This window comes from Rhodococcus coprophilus NBRC 100603, from assembly GCF_001895045.1.
Lineage (GTDB): Bacteria > Actinomycetota > Actinomycetes > Mycobacteriales > Mycobacteriaceae > Rhodococcus > Rhodococcus coprophilus.
The window spans coordinates 797,455-816,740 of sequence record NZ_BDAM01000001.1 but is presented as its reverse complement, the minus strand read 5'-3'; the positions used below and the strand labels follow the sequence as shown (position 1 = coordinate 816,740).

The 19,286-nt window shown below is 68.4% G+C and carries 15 protein-coding genes; 9 read left to right on the top strand and 6 right to left on the bottom strand.

The genetic code is table 11. The features are described 5' to 3' along the window. Positions 1 to 51: 51 nt before the first annotated feature. The 3 genes from ectB to RDCOP1_RS03715 form a co-directional block, all read right to left on the bottom strand. The gene (gene ectB / locus RDCOP1_RS03725; RefSeq protein WP_072698894.1) at positions 52 to 1,335 is read right to left on the bottom strand and encodes a diaminobutyrate--2-oxoglutarate transaminase; all 1,284 of its coding nucleotides are present in this window, start codon (positions 1,333 to 1,335) and stop codon (positions 52 to 54) included. A gap of 59 nt (positions 1,336 to 1,394) precedes the next feature. After that, complete coding sequence (gene ectA / locus RDCOP1_RS03720) at positions 1,395 to 1,913, bottom strand: diaminobutyrate acetyltransferase (RefSeq protein WP_072698667.1); 519 nt, start codon at positions 1,911 to 1,913, stop codon at positions 1,395 to 1,397. Positions 1,914 to 2,054: 141 nt separating this feature from the next. Then, the gene (locus tag RDCOP1_RS03715) at positions 2,055 to 4,190 is read right to left on the bottom strand and encodes a RecQ family ATP-dependent DNA helicase (protein ID WP_072698666.1); all 2,136 of its coding nucleotides are present in this window, start codon (positions 4,188 to 4,190) and stop codon (positions 2,055 to 2,057) included. A 365-nt stretch (positions 4,191 to 4,555) separates the two neighbouring features. Here RDCOP1_RS03715 and scpC point away from each other — a divergent pair, with 365 nt between their 5' ends. Beyond that, the gene (scpC, locus tag RDCOP1_RS03705; RefSeq protein ID WP_072698893.1) at positions 4,556 to 6,142 is read left to right on the top strand and encodes a succinyl-CoA:acetate CoA-transferase ScpC; all 1,587 of its coding nucleotides are present in this window, start codon (positions 4,556 to 4,558) and stop codon (positions 6,140 to 6,142) included. 21 nt (positions 6,143 to 6,163) lie between these two features. Here the strand turns inward: scpC and RDCOP1_RS03700 are convergent, their stop codons facing one another. Continuing rightward, complete coding sequence (locus RDCOP1_RS03700) at positions 6,164 to 6,787, bottom strand: DUF3515 domain-containing protein (protein ID WP_072698664.1); 624 nt, start codon at positions 6,785 to 6,787, stop codon at positions 6,164 to 6,166. A gap of 160 nt (positions 6,788 to 6,947) precedes the next feature. Between RDCOP1_RS03700 and RDCOP1_RS03695 the strand changes: the two genes are divergently transcribed. From RDCOP1_RS03695 to RDCOP1_RS03685, 3 genes are all read left to right on the top strand, one after another. Next, the gene (locus tag RDCOP1_RS03695; protein ID WP_371836801.1) at positions 6,948 to 7,868 is read left to right on the top strand and encodes a thiamine-phosphate kinase; all 921 of its coding nucleotides are present in this window, start codon (positions 6,948 to 6,950) and stop codon (positions 7,866 to 7,868) included. Positions 7,869 to 7,878: 10 nt separating this feature from the next. Continuing rightward, positions 7,879 to 8,400, top strand: coding sequence for a gamma carbonic anhydrase family protein (locus RDCOP1_RS03690; protein ID WP_072698663.1), 522 nt, complete (start codon positions 7,879 to 7,881; stop codon positions 8,398 to 8,400). 149 nt (positions 8,401 to 8,549) lie between these two features. Beyond that, complete coding sequence (locus RDCOP1_RS03685) at positions 8,550 to 9,245, top strand: uracil-DNA glycosylase (protein WP_072698662.1); 696 nt, start codon at positions 8,550 to 8,552, stop codon at positions 9,243 to 9,245. 22 nt (positions 9,246 to 9,267) lie between these two features. On the opposite strand, the gene RDCOP1_RS03680 is transcribed toward RDCOP1_RS03685, so the two are convergent. Both RDCOP1_RS03680 and rpmB read right to left on the bottom strand, forming a co-directional pair. Beyond that, positions 9,268 to 10,062, bottom strand: coding sequence for an enoyl-CoA hydratase/isomerase family protein (locus RDCOP1_RS03680; RefSeq protein ID WP_072698661.1), 795 nt, complete (start codon positions 10,060 to 10,062; stop codon positions 9,268 to 9,270). A gap of 87 nt (positions 10,063 to 10,149) precedes the next feature. Next, positions 10,150 to 10,338, bottom strand: a complete 189-nt coding sequence (rpmB, locus tag RDCOP1_RS03675; protein WP_072698660.1) for a 50S ribosomal protein L28 — start codon at positions 10,336 to 10,338, stop codon at positions 10,150 to 10,152. Between the two features lie 208 nt (positions 10,339 to 10,546). On the opposite strand from rpmB, the gene RDCOP1_RS03670 reads away from it, so the two are divergent. The 5 genes from RDCOP1_RS03670 (at position 10,547) to coaD (ending at position 19,255) form a co-directional block, all read left to right on the top strand. Then, the gene (locus RDCOP1_RS03670; protein ID WP_072698659.1) at positions 10,547 to 12,229 is read left to right on the top strand and encodes a DAK2 domain-containing protein; all 1,683 of its coding nucleotides are present in this window, start codon (positions 10,547 to 10,549) and stop codon (positions 12,227 to 12,229) included. A 46-nt stretch (positions 12,230 to 12,275) separates the two neighbouring features. Beyond that, on the top strand, positions 12,276 to 14,579 hold the full coding sequence (recG, locus tag RDCOP1_RS03665) for an ATP-dependent DNA helicase RecG (protein ID WP_072698658.1): 2,304 nt from the start codon (positions 12,276 to 12,278) through the stop codon (positions 14,577 to 14,579). Between the two features lie 211 nt (positions 14,580 to 14,790). Then, on the top strand, positions 14,791 to 18,192 hold the full coding sequence (locus tag RDCOP1_RS03660; protein ID WP_072698657.1) for a pyruvate carboxylase: 3,402 nt from the start codon (positions 14,791 to 14,793) through the stop codon (positions 18,190 to 18,192). Further along, positions 18,189 to 18,755, top strand: a complete 567-nt coding sequence (gene rsmD / locus RDCOP1_RS03655; protein ID WP_072698656.1) for a 16S rRNA (guanine(966)-N(2))-methyltransferase RsmD — start codon at positions 18,189 to 18,191, stop codon at positions 18,753 to 18,755. Before RDCOP1_RS03660 ends, rsmD begins: the two co-directional genes overlap by 4 nt. Then, entirely contained in the window at positions 18,752 to 19,255 is a 504-nt protein-coding gene (gene coaD / locus RDCOP1_RS03650) for a pantetheine-phosphate adenylyltransferase (protein ID WP_072698655.1), read from the top strand. The genes rsmD and coaD overlap by 4 nt, the downstream gene beginning before the upstream one ends. Positions 19,256 to 19,286 lie beyond the last annotated feature (31 nt).

Here is a 19,286-nt window from a genome sequence, read left to right as displayed (position 1 = left end):
GTGTCGAAAATCCTTAGGGTTGGAACGACTCGGAACGAAAGCGGGGTGCGCTCAGGCCTGCACCTTGGCGGTCGCTTCGGCGAGGATGTTGAGTCCGAATTCCAGCTCGTCGTCGGAGATGGTCAGCGGCGGGAGGAGCTTGACCACCTCGTCGGAGGGGCCCGACGTCTCGGCGAGAAGCCCTTCCTCGAACGCGAGGGCGCACACCTTCTGTGCGTTCTCGTGGGTTTCGAACACGAGGCCCTGAACCAGACCGCGACCGCGGGTGGAGACCCCGTCGAACATGTCGGACAGGTTCATGAAGGTCTGCCGGATGCGCTCGCCCTTGCGCAGCGTTTCGCGCTGGAGCTTGTCGTCGGCCCAGTAGTGCTTGAGGGCGGCGGTTGCCGTGACGAACGCCGGGTTGTTGCCGCGGAAGGTGCCGTTGTGCTCGCCGGGGCCCCACACGTCGAGTTCGCGCTTGAACAGCGTGAGTGCGAGCGGCAGGCCGTAACCGCCGATCGACTTCGACAGCGTGACGATGTCGGGGGTGATACCGGCGACCTCGAAGGAGAAGAACGGGCCGGTACGGCCGCAGCCCATCTGCACGTCGTCGACGATCAGCAGGATGTCGCGTTCCTTGCACAGATCGGCAAGGGCGCGAAGCCATTCGGGACGGGCGATGTTGACGCCGCCTTCGCCCTGAACCGTCTCCACGATCACTGCAGCCGGGCGATTGAGGCCGCTGCCGGCGTCGTCGAGCACGCGGGAGAACCACTGGAAGTCCTCGGTGACACCGTTGAAGTAGTTGTCGAACGGCATCGGCGTGGCGTGCACGAGGGGAACGCCCGCGCCTGCGCGCTTCATGGAGTTACCCGTCACCGACAGCGCGCCGAGCGTCATGCCGTGGAACGCATTGGTGAAGTTGATGATCGACTCGCGTCCGGTGACCTTGCGAGCGAGCTTGAGCGCAGCCTCGACCGAGTTGGTGCCGGTGGGGCCGGGGAACTGCACCTTGTAGTCGAGACCACGGGGAGCGAGGACGTACTCCTCGAAGGTCTCGAGCAACTCGCGCTTCGCGACCGTGTTCATGTCGAGGCCGTGGGTGATGCCGTCGCTCATGATGTAGTCGACGAGCGCCGATTTGAGGATCGGATTGTTGTGCCCGTAGTTGAGGGCACCCGCGCCGGCGAAGAAGTCGAGGTAATCCTTGCCGCTTTCGCTGCGGAGCCAGGATCCGGAGGCTTTCTCGAATACCGTGGGCCAGGTGCGGCTGTAGCTGCGCACCTCCGATTCGAGATGCGCGAAGATATCTGTCTCGCCCGCGGTGCTCGGCTTGTGTTCCAGGATGGTCATGTGGTGGTCCTCCTGCGATATATGAAATTCGAAGTGATCGATTCCCGGTTCCCGGGTGATCACTCTCCGATCGTGTAGAGATCCTCGGCCAGGTGAGAATCCGGAAAATCGTCGGGCGCGAACAAATCGCTCCGGGTGATATGGGTTCCACGGCGACGCGCCAACGCCGTGAACATTGCGATCGATGCGGCGTTGTCGGGACTCACAGTGGTCTCGAGGCGGGTCACGCCGAACGGGGCGAGCCGGTCGAGCAGGGTGTCCAGCATGCGGCCGGCAACGCCACGCCCACGCTGATCGGCGTCGACGGCGACCTGCCACACGAACAACGTCTGGGGTGAATCGGGTCGGAGGTATCCGGTCACGAAACCCACAGGGCGATCGTGCTCGTCGGTGGCGACCACAGACGACTCGGCGAAATCACGGCACCACAACACATACGCATAACCGGAATTGACATCGAGCACCTCGGAGTCGCGGGCGATCTGCCACAGCCGTTTTCCATCGGCGATACGCGGGCTCCGGAAACTCAATTCAGCCGGTTCTACAGACGGGGTACTACTTTCCGTAACAGGCTTCATAAGTCCTCGTAACTTAACAAGATTTGATGTCGAATTCACCCTTTTCGCCCAGCCTGACTGCTAAAGTCCGCGCTTCGCGCAGGTAGAACATGTGGTGTGATACCGGTCACGAACATGTAGCGTCTGGTCTCCTCGTAGCGATTACTTGGGGCTCGCGAGCGCGAACGGCAACACCGCGTCCGCTCCGGCGGCGACGAGAGTCCTCGCCGCCATCGTGAGCGTCCAACCGGTGTCGGTCACCGCATCGACGAGAAGGATCGGACCGTTCACTCCGCTGAGGTCGGGCGTCTCCCACGCATCGACGAGCGCGGCGATCCGATATGCCGAATTCGCGGCCGTCGCCTGGGGATGCCCCGTTCGGCGCCGTAATACACCTAGATCCTGCAATCGGCCCAGTTGTGACAGACGCGACGCGAGCGAGGCGGTAAGGATCGGATGCGTCGGCGACTCGACCGCCATGACCGCGGTGGGGCGTTGCGCCCAGTCCCACGATGCGAGCACCGCCACCGCGGCCTGTACTACGGCGTCGGGGACCGGTCCGTCCGGCGCGTCGAGGAGCGCACGAAGGCGGGGACCCCAGCCCAGGTCGGACAACCGGCCCAGCACACGGCCCGGTTCGGGACCGTCGGTGATGCGGCCCGACAGCTTCACCCCGAGTGTCGCCATGCCGGTCGGCCACTGCCGTCGAGGCGGAAGGTCGACACCGGGTCGTTCGAGGCGCGCCTTCGTCCGGGCGACCTCTTGCTCGTCCACGGCGTCGGACCACCGCGACCCCGTGCAGTTGTCACATCGTCCGCACCCCGGAGTGTCCCCGGTGAGTTCCGGATCGTCGAGCTGGCGGCGAAGGAACAGCATGCGGCACTCGGCGGTGCGTTCGTACTCGATCATCGCGTTCTGCTCGGCGGTGCGCGCCTGCTCGAGCCGGCCGTACCGCTCGGCGTCGTACACCCACGGTTGCCCCGTCCCGATCCACCCGCCCTTCACCCGGCGGACGGCTCCGTCCACGTCGAGCACCTTGAGGACCATCTCGAGGCGCGACCGGTTGAGGTCGACGCGCGGCTCGAGCGCCTGGGTGGACAGTGGCTTCTCGTGGTCGAGCGCGTCGATGACCCGCCGCACCAGCGACTCCTCGGGGAACGCCACGGACGCGAACCACTGCCAGATCTGCCGGTCCTCGGGGCCGGGGAGAAGCACGACCTCCGCACGATCGGTGGAACGCCCGGCGCGGCCGACCTGCTGGTAATAGGAGATCGGCGAGGACGGTGCCCCGAGATGGACGACGAAACCCAGATCGGGCTTGTCGAACCCCATGCCCAGCGCCGACGTGGCGACGAGCGCCTTCACGCGGTTGGCGAGCAGGTCCGCCTCGAGTTGCTCGCGTTCGGCCGGGTCGGTCTGGCCCGTGTATGCGGCGACGGCGTATCCGTGGTCGGAGAGCAGTGCGGCGAGGTCGCGGGCGGCCGACACGGTCAGCGTGTACACGATTCCCGAGCCCGGCAGTTCGTTCAGATGCTGAGCGAGCCATGCGGCGCGCCGAGCGGGCTCATCGATGCGCACGACCGCCAGGTGCAGTGACGGCCGATCCAGTCCGCCGCGTAACACCAGAGTCCCGCTCGACGACGACGCTTCCCCGGCGCCGTCGGGCTGCACCGGTCCGCCGACTCCCAACTGCGCGGCGACATCGGCGACGACCCGGTCGTTGGCGGTCGCGGTGGTGGCCAGGACCGGCACGCCGTCGCCGAGGTCTGCGACGAGCGTGCGGATGCGGCGGTAGTCGGGGCGGAAGTCGTGGCCCCAGTCGGACACGCAGTGCGCCTCGTCCACCACGACGAGACCGGCGTCGCGAGCGAGGGCGGGCAGCACCTGGTCGCGGAAGTCGGGATTGTTGAGCCGCTCGGGACTGACGAGGAGGACGTCGACGTCACCGGACCGGATTCGTTCGTGGATTTCGTCCCACTCGGTCATGTTGCCGGAATTGATGGTCGCGGCCCGCACGCCCGCCTTCTCCGCGGCGGCGACCTGATTGCGCATCAACGCCAGCAGGGGAGAGACGATCACGGTCGGGCCGTGTCCGTGCGCACGCAGCAGCTTCGCGGAAATGAAGTACACCGCGGATTTCCCCCAGCCCGTGCGCTGGACCACCAGTGCGCGGCGGCGATGGACGACGAGCGCCTCGATCGCGGTCCACTGGTCGTCGCGCAGGCGTGCCTGTGGCCCGGCGAGTTCGCGGAGAAGATGTTCGGCGTCGTCGCGCAGGCCGGCGGTGGGGATGCTCATCGCCCCATCGTGCCCGACGACACCGACGCGAACGGTGGCATCGCGTCCCGGTCGCTTGTCGTGGTGCCGCAACTGGTCTGCGGATATGCGCGACGAGCGGCCGATCCGGTCGGTGAGTGGTCGCGAGTGCGCGACGAACGTCCCTCCGGGCGGTCACGGGCCGACGCGCCCGGGGTCTGTCCAGGGTGGCACTGCGTGCCCTGCGTCGGTTCGGGGCGCACCCGAAAGGCTTTGCAGGACAGGACTTCCCTCGGTTCGGACCGCACGGATCACGCTCTACCGGGCCACCTCGGGAACGTGATCGTGCTCGCGCCGGCTCCGCGAGTGTGATCGGCGATCCTCTTCCTCCCTCTATTCTCATCGCCATGCACGCACCCACCCTCTCCTCTGCGCCGTCGAAGGCGGAGACAGTCGCCGGAGTCGCCTCCGCAGGCCGCATCCGCAACGAAAACTTCAGGCGCAAGATCGTTTCCGCCGAGGAGGCGGTGCGGTACATCCGGTCGGGTGACACCGTCGCGATCAGCGGGTTCGCGAGCGCGGGCACCCCGAAGCGCGTCACCCCGGCGCTGGCCGACCACATCCGGCGCGCACGTGCGTCCGGGGACGACTTCACGATCAATCTCCTCACCGGGGCATCGGTCTCGGCAGAAACCGAGCGGCTGCTCGCCGAGGCGGACGGCATCGCGCTGCGCATGCCCTACCAGGCCGAGCCGACGGCGCGCGGCCGTATCAACGACGGACGCATGGATTACGTCGACATCCACCTGTCGCACGTGGCGCAGCAGGTGTGGGAGGGCTACTACGGTCACGTCGACGTCGCGGTCGTCGAAGTCTCCGGCATCACCGAGTCCGGCGAACTGATCCCGGCCACCTCCGTCGGAAACAACAAGACGTGGCTCGACGTCGCCGAGAAGATCGTGCTCGAGGTCAATTCCTGGATCCCCGACGCCATGTCCGGTGTCCACGACATCTACTACGGCACCGCCCTCCCGCCGCACCGCACCCCGATCCAGCTCACCGACGTCGAGGACCGGATCGGGCAGGAAACCTTCCGCGTCGACCCCGCACGCGTGGTCGCCGTGGTGGAGACGGAGGTGTCCGACAGCGCCAATCCGCTGACGGCGCCCGACGCGACGAGCCAGGCCATCGCCGGACACGTCCTCGACTTCTTCGCGCACGAGGTCGCCGCCGGCCGACTCCCCGCCGACACCCTGCTACCACTGCAGTCCGGCATCGGGAACGTCGCGAATGCGGTGCTGGCCGGGCTCTCCGACGGCCCCTACCGAGGTCTGACCTGCTACTCGGAGGTCATTCAGGACGGCATGCTGGAACTCATCGCGAACGGGACGGTGCGCTACGCGTCGTCCACCGCGCTGGCGTTGTCCGAAGCAGGCCTGGACGAATTCGTGCGCAATATCGACTTCTACCGCAACCACATCGTCCTGCGCCCCCAGGAGATCAGCAACCACCCCGAGATCGTGCGCAGGCTCGGCATCATCGCCATGAACGGGATGCTCGAGGCCGACATCTACGGCAACGTCAACTCCACCCATGTCATGGGTACGCGCATCATGAACGGCATCGGCGGCTCGGGTGACTTCACCCGCAACGGGTATCTCTCGATGTTCCTCAGCCCGTCGACCGCGCGGAACGGCGCGATCTCCTCGATCGTGCCGATGGTGCCGCACGTCGACCACACCGAGCACGACGTCCAGGTGATCGTCACCGAACAGGGCCTCGCCGACGTGCGCGGCCTGTCGCCGCGCCGGCGGTCCCGGGTGGTCATCGAGCGTTGTGCCCACCCCGATTTCCGTGCCGAACTACACGACTACGTCGATCGTGCCGAGGCGGCACCCGGGGCCGGACAGACCCCGCACCTGCTCGGGGAGGCGTTCTCGTTCCACGAGAGGTTCACGCGCACCGGCACGATGCGCGCGAACCCGGAGCAGTAGCTCGGTACCGGCAGGAGTGGCTCAGGGGCCGCCGAGCGGAGCGGGATCGATGCCCTGCTGCGGAAGTGCTTCGGCGATCGCGGCCGAAATATCTTGCAGCGGTGTCGGTCCCGATCCGTTGGGAACGGTCAGCGCGACGTAGACGGGCCGGTCGACGGCGAACCATGTGCTCGCGTCGATGCCCTGCGCCGCACCCGAGATCTCGAACCACTGGACCTGGTCGACGATCTGCAGCGCGGCGGCCTGATCGAATTCGTCGGGTCGCTCGAGCCCGCACCGCAACACGACCTCCTCGCCGTCCGCGGATTGCCACGCAGCGGCACCGATCGGTGCAGGGTCGGCGAGTTCGGCACGCTTGAAGTCGCCCAGATCCTCGGGCAGCGCCTCGAGCAGCGACGAGCAGGATTCGGATTCGGCCTCCGGCGCGGGCACCGGGCCGAGGCCCACCGGAGAATTCACCGGCGTCCGCGCGACGAACACGGCGGCGACCACCACACCCACGAGCAGTGCCACCGGCAGCGCGATCGCCGCCGCGATCAACGCGGGATGCCGACGCTCGGGGGGTGTCGCGGCCGGATCGGACACTGCGGTGTCGGCAATTTCCGGCTCGTCGGGATCCTGGTCGGAAGAAGTTGTGTTGTTCATGGTGTCCAGCGTCGGAGGGATGGTGTCGGCAAACGGTAGCGTGAACGAACGTAGCAGGGGGCGTACCGGCCCGTTTGCGCTGCCGACCGAGAAAGAGGCGCCCGTCACCGTGGCAGATCAGACCGGACCGACCGTCGCCGACGTCGGCGAGTTTCCCGCCATCGCCCGTGCGGTCTCGGGGCGCCGGCAACCACGGACCACGCTGGTGGGGCCGGGCCACGACTCCGCGGTCGTCGCCGCGTCCGACGGCAGGATCGCCGTCTCTACCGACATGCTGGTGGAGGGCCGTCACTTCCGTTTCGACTGGTCGAGTCCGCACGACGTGGGACGCAAAGCCGTCGCGCAGAACGGTGCCGACGTCGCCGCGATCGGTGCCCGCCCGGTCGCCTTCGTGGTGGGGCTCGGCTGCCCTCCGGAGACACCCGCCTCCGTGCTCGACGAAATCTCGGCCGGCCTCGGGGAAGCCGCCGAAGCGCTCGGCGCAGGTGTCGTCGGCGGTGACCTCGTCCAGGCGCGCGAGGTGATCGTCTCGGTCACCGTGCTGGGCGACCTCGGTGGACGTGCTCCGTTGCTCCGGTCCGGTGCGCGTGCCGGTGACACGGTCGCGCTCGCCGGCTCCCTCGGCCGGTCGGCGGGCGGTCTCGCGTTGCTCCTCGCCGGCCACGACGCTCATCCCGATCTCGTCGGCGCACACCGCGTCCCCACGCCTCCCTACGAGGCGGGCCCCGCCGCGGCCGATGCCGGTGCCCACGCCGGGACCGACATCTCCGACGGTCTCGTCGCCGACCTCGGCCACATCGCCACCGCATCGGGCGTTGCGATCGACGTCGATCGCACCGCGATCAGCCCCGACGAGCAACTCGTCGCCGCCGGGGCGGACCTCGGCGTGGACCCCTGGGAATGGGTGCTCGCCGGTGGCGAGGACCACGCACTCGCAGCGTGCTTCCCGCCGGGCGTGACACTGCCCAGTGGCTGGCGGCGCATCGGGACGGTGCGGGAGGGACACGGTGTGACGGTGGGCGGACAGCGCCCGGCCGGGCCGGGCGGGTGGCACAGCTTTTCGCCTACCGCCTCGAGATAAGTTGGGCTACATGGCTGTCTATGCACTCGACGATCGTGTCCCGGATATCCACCCCGACGCCTGGATTCATCCCGATGCGGTGGTGATCGGGAACGTCACGCTCGGCGCCCGTGCCTCGGTCTGGCCCACCGCGGTGCTGCGTGCGGATTACGGCACCATCACCGTCGGTGAGGAAACCAACATCCAGGACGGCACGATCATCCACTGCACGGCAATCGAGGCCACCGTCATCGGCGCACGATGCGTGGTGGGGCACAACGTGCACATCGAAGGCGCAACCATCGGTGACGGTGCGCTCATCGGATCCGGGTCGCTCGTGCTCAACGGCTCGGTGATCGGCGCGGGTGCCCAGGTCGCGGCCGGCGCACTGATCCCACCGCGATTCGAGTTGCCCGCCCGCCGGATGGCCATGGGCGTGCCCGCGAAGGTCCGCGACGGAGTCGAGATCCCGGAGGGCAACTTCGACGCGAACGCGAAGATGTACGCAGCCAACGCCGAGTACTACCGCACGGCGCTCCGCCGCATCGACTGAACTGCGCATCGCCGCGCCGACCGGACCGCGCCGTGCCGTCGCGGTCGAGCGACCCGCACCCCGTCCTCGCATCCGCGACGGCGCCTCGCCGAATACCGCGGCGACGACGGCACCGACACCCATGTCCGCCATGACCAGGAGCGCAAGACGTGACCGAGCAGACCGCCCGACCGACCAAGCCGTTGTCGGAGATCGTCGACCCCGGGTGGGCGCAGGCGCTCGCTCCGGTCGCCGACGACATCGCGGCGATGGGCCGGTTCCTGCGGGCCGAACTCGCTGCCGGCCGCCGCTACCTGCCGGCCGGGCCCGACGTCCTGCGGGCGTTCACGCAGCCCTTCGACGACGTGCGGGTTCTCATCGTCGGGCAGGATCCGTATCCGACGCCGGGACATGCTGTGGGGCTGAGTTTTTCGGTGGACCCGGACACCCGTCCCATTCCACGGAGCCTGGCCAACATCTACCGCGAGTACACCGACGACCTCGGGCTGCCCCAGCCTCCGAACGGCGATCTCTCGCCCTGGACGCGGCGCGGCGTGCTGCTGCTCAACAGGGTCCTCACCGTGTCTCCGGGGGAAGCCGCCTCACACCGCCGTAAGGGCTGGGAGACGGTCACCGAACAGGCGATTCGCGCACTCGTGGGGCGGGGAACTCCGCTCGTCGCCATCCTGTGGGGTCGCGATGCCGCGACCCTGAAGCCCATGCTCGGTGACGTGCCCACCGTGGAATCGGCGCACCCGTCGCCGCTGTCGGCGTCGCGCGGGTTCTTCGGCTCCCGCCCGTTCAGCCGGGCGAATGCCCTGCTCGTCGAGCAGGGCGCGGAACCGGTGGACTGGCGACTGGCCTGACCACCGGTTCCGGCGCGATCGGTCAGGAGCGGGCGCGCGCGGCGGCCCAGTCGGGGCGGCGCTTCTCGACGAACGAGTCGACGCCCTCGATGCCCGTGGGTGTGGTGGCGGCTGCGGAGATCGCCGCGGCTTCCGCGTCGAGGTGGTCGGAGAGCGATCGGGAATCCGACTCGGCGACGAGCCTGCGGATCGCCGCGTACGACTGCGTCGGGCCGTGCGCGAGGGTCCGGGCGACGCGCAGCGCCTCGCTCCCGATCTCGTCGTCGGCCACCAACCTGCTGAGGAGCCCGAGCCGGACGCCTTCGTCGGCGTTGATCACCGCGTCGGTCATGATGATCTCCCGGGCACGCGCGGGACCCACGATCCGGGGCAGCGTCCACGACATACCGCCGTCGGGCGAGAATCCGATCGACGGGTAGGCCGCACGCATCTTGGTTCCGGGCCCGGCGAGGGCGACGTCGGCATGCAGGACGATGCTCATGCCGGCCCCGGCGGCCCAGCCGTGCACGGCGGCGACGACCGGTACGCCGATCGCGTCGATCTCCCGGATGAAATCGTGGAACAGGTTCGCGATGTCGAGAAGGTGTGCGCCCCGGTCTTCGGCACCTGCGAAGCCGCGAACGTTGCCGCCCGCGCAGAAGTTGCTGCCCTCACCGACGAGGAGGACCGCGCCGATCTCGGGGCCGGCGGCCCGAAGCGCTGCGGTGCCCTGCTCCATCCCGGCGGGCGACAGGGAAGTGCCGTGTTCGGCGGTGGCCACGGCGATCCGGAGCACTCCGTCCTCGATGTGTACGAGGGACTGTTGATTTTCACTCATCCCGGCACAATATCCGGCACCGATGCGAACGACGAAGGCCCCCTGCGCTTTACGCGCGGGGGGCCTTCGTCTGCAGCTCGACCGAGATCAGCGGGTGACCTTACCTGCCTTGAGGCAGGAGGTGCACACGTTGATCTTGCGGGTGTTGCCCGGGGCAACCTGAGCGCGGACGCTCTGGATGTTCGGGTTCCAGCGACGATTGGTACGCCGGTGCGAGTGCGAGACCGACTTCCCGAAGCCGGGGCCCTTGGCGCATACGTCGCAGACGGCAGCCATGTCGCGAACTCCTTGTGTGTCTAGTGGATAATGCATCTTCTCGGGTCTTGCTCTGCGTCCTGCAAACACGGGGAACACGAGTCACCCGTGCGAGGCAACCCGATCAGCTTAGCGAACTCAGCCGCCGATGACCAAACCGGACGTATGCACGACCCCCGGCTACTCTTTCCGGCAGAGGACGAACAGCGACGTAGAGGGGTGTGAGCTGGTGCTCGAGGTCGGGGACACGGTCGGCGGGCGCGCGCTGCGGCGATGGGCCGAGATCGCGCTCCAAGCCCTCGAAGAGCGGCGCCACGAGATCAACACCCTCAATGTCTTCCCCGTTCCGGACGGGGATACCGGAACCAATCTGGTGCTCACCCTCCAATCCGCCGTCGAGAACATCGGGGGTCCGGTGGACGGTGCGCTCACCGCGTCGGACGTGTCGGAGCGTCTCGCCCGGGGCGCATTCCTCGGCGCGCGCGGAAACTCCGGCGTCATCGTCGCCCAGGCCCTGCGGGGTGTCGCCGACGCGGTGGCCGGGCATACGACCATCGACGGCCGCGGACTCGCAGATGCTCTGCGCCGGGCGTCGAAACTGGTGATGAAGGCGCTGAGCACACCCGAAGAGGGCACCATCGTCAGTGTCCTCGAGGCTGCGGCGGAAGGCGCCGAGAAGGCGGCCCGCAGCACCGACACCACCGTGTGCGACGTCACGGTCGCGGCGGCCGACGCAGCAGCGGACGCCCTCCAGCAGACACCGGCACAACTCGACGTTCTGGCCGAGGCGGGAGTGGTCGATGCCGGTGGACTCGGACTGGTGATCCTGCTCGACTGCCTCGTCGAGATCACCACCGGGCAACGGCCCCAGCGCCGCCTCCAGATCACCCGGACCCCGGCGCCGCCCGTCGCGGCGTCCTCCGGCGACCGTCTCTCCGCCCCGCGCACAGAGACACAACAGGACTACGAAGTCATGTACGTCGTCGAACGTGCGGAGCCCGAGGACATCGACGTACTCCGGGTTCGCCTCGACGCCCTCGGCGACTCGGTGGCCGTCGTCGGGGACGGTGCCGGATCCTGGTCGGTGCACGTCCACTGCTGCGATCCCGGCGCCGCCGTGGAAGCGGGGCTCGCCGCAGGCTCCCTCATCCGTATCGACATCACGTGTTTCGCGCTCGGGGCCACGAACGACGGGGACTGCGCGGTGCCGTCCCACACGCCCGCCGCGGTTGTCCCGCGCCGGACACCGGCCACCGGTGAACGCGCGGTGCTCGCCGTCGTGGCCGGTCACGGCGCGCGGGAACTGTTCGAGAGCGAGGGCGCCTCGGTGCTGCACGTCGATACCGACTTCGGTCCGGGACGGCTGCTCGACGCGGTGCGGGCGCTGCCGAGCGGAGACGTGCTCGTGCTGCCCAACGGTTCCCTGCCGGCACAGGACGTCGTCGCCGTGGGCGCGCAGGCCCGGTCCGAGAACCGGAACGTGATGTTCCTGCCGAGTTCGTCGATGGTGCAGGGCCTGGCCGCGCTCGCCGTCCACGACCCCGGGCGAGCAACCGTCGACGACGCGTTCGCGATGTCCGAAGCGGCGGCAGCCGTCCGATGGGGATCATTGCGAGTTGCCCGGGAACGTGCCCTGACCTGGGTGGGACAATGCGAGCCGGGCGACAGCCTCGGCTTGTCGGGCCATGATGTCGTGGTCATCGAGCATGATCTGGTGGCAGCGGGAGTGGCGCTGCTCGACAAGATCCTCGCCGCGGGTGGAGAGCTCGTGACGATGCTGGTCGGCGCCGACGCTCCCGCCGGACTCGCCGAGCAACTGACCGAGCACCTCGATCACCGCCATCCCGCACTGGAGGTCGTGGTGTACCGGGGTGGCCAGCGCAGCGACCTGCTGCAGCTCGGCGTCGAGTAGTCGGTGCGCCACGCGGGCCACCACACGGAAAGCGGAAGGGACGGCAGTGGCGACACTCGCGGACCGGCTCGATCATCTTCTCGGCCGCAAGACGGCGGACGCCTTGTCCGAGGCCTTCGGGATGAGCACGGTCGAGGACCTGTTGCGGCACTACCCGCACCGCTACGCCACGCAAGGCGCGGAACTGGGAGAGAGCAGTCCCGTCGAGGGCCAGCACATCACGATCATCGCGCGCGTCGAATCGGCGCAGGAAGTACCGATGAAGTCGCGCGCGGGCAAACGGCTCGCGGTCCGGCTGCGCTCCGACCGGCACACCATCGACGTCACCTTCTTCAATCCTCACCGCGTGAAGCACAACATCAAGCCGGGCGTGCGCGCGATGTTCTCCGGCACCGTCAAGTACTTCCGCGACAAGTGGAGCCTCACACACCCCAGCTACGTGGTGCTGCCCGAGCCGCGCAACGCCGAAGATCTGGTCTCGGCGGCACCCGCCCGCGTGCGCGGCGCCGGCGCACTCGCCGGTCTCGCACGAACCGCCCAGGACGCCGACGGCGTGGACATGTCGGTGTTCGACCGCGCACTGATCCCGATGTACCCGGCGACTCGCGACGTCGAGTCGTGGACGGTCATGCGTTGCGTACGCCAAGTCCTCGACCAACTCGATCCGGTCGACGATCCGTTGCCGGACTGGGTGCTGGGCGAGCAAGGGTTCATCGGGCTCGACGAGGCTCTGCGCTCGATCCACCTGCCGGATACCAAAGAAGAAGTGGACCGTGCCCGCGACCGGCTCAAGTTCGACGAAGCAGCCGCGGTGCAACTGGCGCTGGCGCAACGCCGGCACGACGTGGAGTTACGTTCGGCACCTGTCTGCTCGCGTCGCGGCGGGGGACTGGCAGACGAGTTCGACGGCCGCCTGCCGTTCGAACTCACCGCGGGCCAGATCGAGGTCGCCGACGAGATCGCGGCCGACCTGTCGCGGCCCCATCCCATGAACAGACTGCTGCAAGGCGAGGTGGGCTCGGGCAAGACCATCGTGGCGTTGCGCGCGATGCTCCAAGTGATCGACTCGGGTCACCAGTGCGCGTTGCTCGCGCCCACCGAGGTGCTCGCCGCGCAGCACGCACGGTCGCTCACCGCGATGCTCGGCGACCTGGCGTCGGCGGGCGAACTCGGCGCCCACGAACTCGCGACGCGCGTCACGCTTCTCACCGGGTCGATGAACACCGCCCGCAAACGGAAGGCACTCAACGAAGCGCTCACGGGAGACGCGGGAATCGTCATCGGCACACACGCGCTCATCCAGGAGGGCGTCGAATTCTTCGATCTCGGCCTCGTCGTGGTCGACGAACAGCATCGGTTCGGTGTCGAACAGCGCGACTCCCTCCGCTCGCGTGGTCGCGACGGTACGTCGCCGCACGTGCTGGTGATGACCGCGACCCCCATCCCGCGCACCATCGCGATGACGGTGCTCGGCGACCTCGAAGTCTCCACACTTCGGGAACTGCCGCGCGGGCGTTCCCCGATCGTGAGCAGAGTGGTGCCGGCGAAGGTGCACCCGAGCTGGGTCACCAGGGCGTGGGAGCGCATCCGCGAAGAGGTGGCGGACGGCAGGCAGGCCTATGTGGTGTGCTCGAGGATCGGTGACGGAGACGCCGACGACCTCGAGCTCGACCCGGACGGGGCACCCGAACCGCCGCCGAAGGGACGCAAGGGCAAGTCCGGTGCGCAGGAACCACCCGAGACCACGTCCGTGCTCGAACTTCACGAGATGCTCGCGTCGGGTCCGCTGCGCGACCTGAACGTGGGGTTGTTGCACGGCCGCCTGCCCGCCGAGGAGAAGGACGCCGCGATGCGTGCGTTCAACGACGGTGCCCTCGACGTGCTCGTGTGCACCACGGTGGTCGAGGTCGGTGTCGACGTACCGAACGCGACCGTGATGGTGATCGTGGACGCCGACCGGTTCGGCGTCAGTCAGCTCCATCAGCTCCGCGGACGCGTCGGCCGAGGTGGTCATCAGGGGTTGTGCCTGCTGGTGACGGACACGAAGCCGGGATCGCCCACGATGACGCGCCTCGAGGCGGTCGCGGGCACGACCGACGGTTTCGAGCTCGCTCAACTGGACCTGCAGTTGCGCCGAGAGGGCGACGTGCTGGGCAAGGCCCAGTCGGGCACGGTGACCACTCTGCGCCTGCTCTCGCTCGTCGACGACGTGGACGTCATCGAAGCGGCCCGGGCGTTCGCGCGCGCCGTCACCGAGCAGGATCCCGGGCTACGTGAGCATCCGGGTCTGGCGAGCATGGTGACCTCCGCCCTCGACCACGAGCGCCTCGAATACCTGGACAAAGCCTGAAGCCGCGGACCCCGTGCGCCGGTGTGCGTGTTTCGGTTTGCGCACCGGCGCCGGCAGCGGCGTGAGAGGTTACTCCGGGGGCACCCGCCCGATTGCCGCGGTGTTAAGTCTGAGGCGACTGAATTGTTCCAGTCGTCACAGGTAGCCGCACTTTCCCAGCATGTGGAACCGGCGACCCGATTCGATTGTTACGTCGCGGTACCGTCGTCCAATGTTCTCCAAAGTGCTTGTCGCCAACCGTGGCGAGATCGCAATCCGGGCGTTTCGTGCCGCCTACGAACTGGGCGCCGGAACTGTCGCGGTATTTCCGTACGAAGACCGCAACTCGCTCCACCGGCTGAAGGCCGACGAGGCCTACCAGATCGGGGAGGAAGGGCATCCCGTCCGGACCTACCTGTCGGTGGACCGGATCGTCGAGACCGCAGTAGCCGCGGGTGCCGACGCGATCTACCCCGGTTACGGATTCCTCTCGGAGAACCCTGATCTTGCAGCGGCGTGCGCAAAGGCCGGAATCACCTTCGTCGGCCCGTCCGCCGAGATCCTCGAGCTGACCGGCAACAAGGCCCGCGCGATCGCCGCGGCGAAGGCGGCCGGCCTGCCGGTGCTCGCGTCGTCCGAGCCGTCGGCCGACGTCGACGCGCTGGTGGCCGCGTCGGAGAGCATGCACTTCCCGATCTTCGTCAAGGCAGTGGCCGGTGGTGGCGGCCGCGGAATGCGTCGCGTCGCCGAGCCGGAACAGCTGCGGGAGGCGATCGAAGCGGCGTCGCGGGAAGCCGATGCCGCGTTCGGTGACCCCACCGTGTTCCTGGAGCAGGCCGTGATCAACCCGCGGCACATCGAGGTGCAGATCCTCGCCGACACGTACGGCAACGTCATCCATCTCTACGAGCGCGACTGCTCGTTGCAGCGGCGGCACCAGAAGGTGATCGAGCTGGCGCCCGCACCGAACCTCGACCCGGCCCTGCGTGAGCGCATCTGCTCCGACGCGGTCGCGTTCGCCCGCGAGATCGGCTACCAGTGCGCCGGCACCGTCGAATTCCTCGTCGACGAGCGCGGCCATCACGTGTTCATCGAAATGAACCCCCGCATCCAGGTCGAGCACACGGTCACCGAGGAGATCACCGACGTCGACCTGGTGCAGGCGCAGCTGCGCGTCGCGGCCGGCGAATCGCTGGACGACCTGGGGCTGAGCCAGGACAAGATCACCATCCGCGGTGCCGCGCTCCAATGTCGCATCACCACCGAGGACCCGGCCAACGGCTTCCGGCCCGACACCGGCCGCATCACCGGCTACCGGACCCCCGGCGGCGCGGGCATCCGCCTCGACGGTGGCACGTCGGTCGGCGCGGAGATCTCGGCCCATTTCGATTCGATGCTGGTCAAGCTCACGTGCCGTGGCCGCGACTTCGAGGCCGCGGTCGCGCGCGCCCGCCGTGCCGTCGCGGAATTCCGCATCCGCGGCGTGTCCACCAACATCCCGTTCCTGCAGGCCGTCCTCGTCGACGAGGACTTCCGGGCGGGACGGATCAACACCTCCTTCATCGAGCAGCGCCCGGAGCTACTGACGCTGCGCTCGTCGGCAGACCGTGGAACGAAGATCCTCACCTACCTTGCCGACGTCACCGTCAACAAACCGCACGGTGAGCGGCCGACGACGGTCTATCCGCACGACAAGCTCCCCGAGATCGACCTGAGCACCCCGCCGCCCGCGGGTTCGCGACAGCGGCTCCTCGAGCTCGGTCCCGAGGGTTTCGCCCGCGCACTGCGCGAGCAGAAGGCCCTCGGCGTCACCGACACCACCTTCCGTGACGCGCACCAGTCGCTGCTCGCCACCCGCGTGCGCAGCAAGGACCTGCTCACCGTCGCCGGGCATGTCGCCCGGATGACGCCCGAGCTTCTCTCCATCGAGGCGTGGGGCGGCGCGACGTACGACGTGGCGCTGCGGTTCCTGCACGAAGATCCGTGGGAGCGGCTGGCGGCGCTGCGCGAAGCGATCCCCAACATCAACCTGCAGATGCTGCTGCGCGGCCGCAACACCGTCGGCTACACCCCGTATCCCGAAGCGGTGACCCGCGCCTTCGTCCAGGAAGCCGCGGCGACCGGCATCGACATCTTCCGGATCTTCGACGCGCTCAACAACGTCGATCAGATGCGTCCGGCGATCGACGCCGTCCGCGAGACCGGTACGACGCTCGCCGAGGTAGCGATGTCGTACACCGGCGACCTGTCGAATCCGAACGAGAACATCTACACCCTCGACTACTACCTGAAGCTGGCCGAGCAGATCGTCGACGCGGGCGCGCATGTGCTCGCGATCAAGGACATGGCCGGACTGCTGCGCGCACCGGCCGCGGCGACGCTGGTGTCGGCGCTACGTAAGAACTTCGACCTGCCGGTCCATGTGCACACCCACGACACTCCGGGCGGTCAGCTCGCGACCTACCTCGCGGCGTGGCACGCGGGCGCCGACGCGGTCGACGGTGCGTCGGCGGCGCTGGCCGGAACCACGAGCCAGCCGGCGTTGTCGGCCATCGTGGCGGCTGCGGCGAACAGCGAGTTCGACACGGGTCTGGACCTGCAAGCGGTGTGCGATCTCGAGCCGTACTGGGAGGCGCTCCGCAAGGTCTACAAGCCGTTCGAGTCGGGTCTGCCTGCGCCGACGGGCCGCGTCTACACCCACGAGATTCCGGGCGGTCAGCTGTCGAACCTGCGTCAGCAGGCCATCGCGCTGGGGCTCGGCGACCGATTCGAGGACGTCGAAGCGGCCTACGCCGGCGCCGACCGGCTGCTCGGGCGGCTCATCAAGGTGACCCCGTCGTCGAAGGTCGTCGGCGACCTCGCCTTGCACCTCGTCGGTGCGGGCGTCTCGGTCGAGGAGTTCGCGGCGGACCCGGGCAAGTTCGACATCCCGGATTCGGTGATCGGATTCCTCCGCGGCGATCTCGGCACCCCGGCAGGCGGATGGCCGGAGCCGTTCCGCAGCAAGGCGCTGGCCGGCCGAGCCGACGCGAAGCCCGAGACCCCGCTCACCGCGGACGAGGAGAAGGGTCTGTCCGGATCCTCGCTCGAGCGGCGTCGCACCCTCAACCGGCTGTTGTTCCCCGGCCCCGCCAAGGAGTTCGAGAACCACCGCGAGCAGTACGGCGACACCACCGAGTTGTCGGCGAACCAGTTCTTCTACGGCCTGCGGCAGGGTGACGAGCATCGGGTGCGCCTGGACAAGGGTGTCGAACTGCTCATCGGTCTCGAAGCGATCTCGGACCCCGACGAGCGTGGCTTCCGGACGGTGATGTGCATCCTCAACGGTCAGTTGCGTCCGGTGGCGGTCCGCGACCGTTCCATCGCCTCCGCGGTGCCCGCTGCGGAGAAGGCCGATCGGAACCATCCGGGTCACGTCGCGGCGCCGTTCGCGGGCATGGTGACTCTGGTGGTGGCCGAGGGCGCCACTGTTGCCGCCGGCGACACGGTCGCGACCATCGAGGCGATGAAGATGGAGGCGGCCATCACCGCGCCGCGCGGTGGTCGGGTGACCCGCGTCGCGATCGGTGCCGTCCAGCAGGTCGAGGGCGGTGACCTGCTCGTGGAGGTGTCGACGGGGGACAGCGCCGAGTGACGCGCATCGTAGCCGGGAGTGCCGGGGGGCGGCGCCTGAAAGTGCCGCCCCGCGGAACCCGGCCCACATCGGAACGGGTGCGCGAAGCACTCTTCAGTTCCCTCGACGCGCGAATGGATCTCGACGGTGCCGCGGTCCTCGACCTGTTCGCCGGGTCGGGCGCCCTCGGCCTCGAGGCGCTGTCGCGGGGTGCCGCGCACGCCGTCCTTGTCGAATCCGATGCCAAGGCGGCTGCGGTGATCCGCGAGAACATCGCGACCGTCCGGATGCCGGGCGCGGTGCTGCGGACCGCGCCGGTCGCGACGGTGCTCGCGACTCCGGCCGACCGGGTCTACGACCTGGTCCTCGCCGACCCGCCGTACGCGGTGGACGAGAAGCAGATTGCCGGGATCCTCGACGCGCTCCTCGCCGGTGGATGGGTGGGGGAGGGCTCGGTCGTGGTGCTCGAGCGGTCGTCACGATCGCCGGAAACGGTGTGGCCGGAGGCATTCGAGCCGGCGCGCACCCGCCGATACGGGGAGAGCCGCATCGAAATCGCCACCTGCTACGGTGCTGGGTCATGAGCCGCGCGGTCTGCCCAGGATCCTTCGACCCGATCACCAACGGGCACCTCGACGTCATCGGACGGACCTCCCTCCAGTTCGACGAAGTCGTGGTCACCGTGGTGATCAACCCGAACAAGCAGGGAATGTTCACGGTGCCGGAGCGGCTCGAGATGCTGTCGGAAGCCACCTCCCACCTCGGCAACGTGACGGTCGATTCGTGGCAAGGGCTGCTTGTCGACTACGCGCAGGCGAACGGCATCTCCGCGATCGTCAAGGGTCTGCGCGGCGCCAACGACTTCGACTACGAACTGCAGATGGCCCAGATGAACCACAAGCTCACCGGGGTCGACACCTTGTTCGTGGCGACCAACCCCGCGTTCAGCTATCTCTCGAGTTCCCTCGTCAAAGAGGTCGCGACCTACGGAGGGGATGTCGGCGACATGCTGCCGGCGTCCGTTCACGAGCGGTTGCTTGCCCGCATCGCGGAACGCGCCGCCGCGCGTAACGGCGGCCGCTAGCGGCCTTTCTCACTCTCTTCTCGGTTTCTCG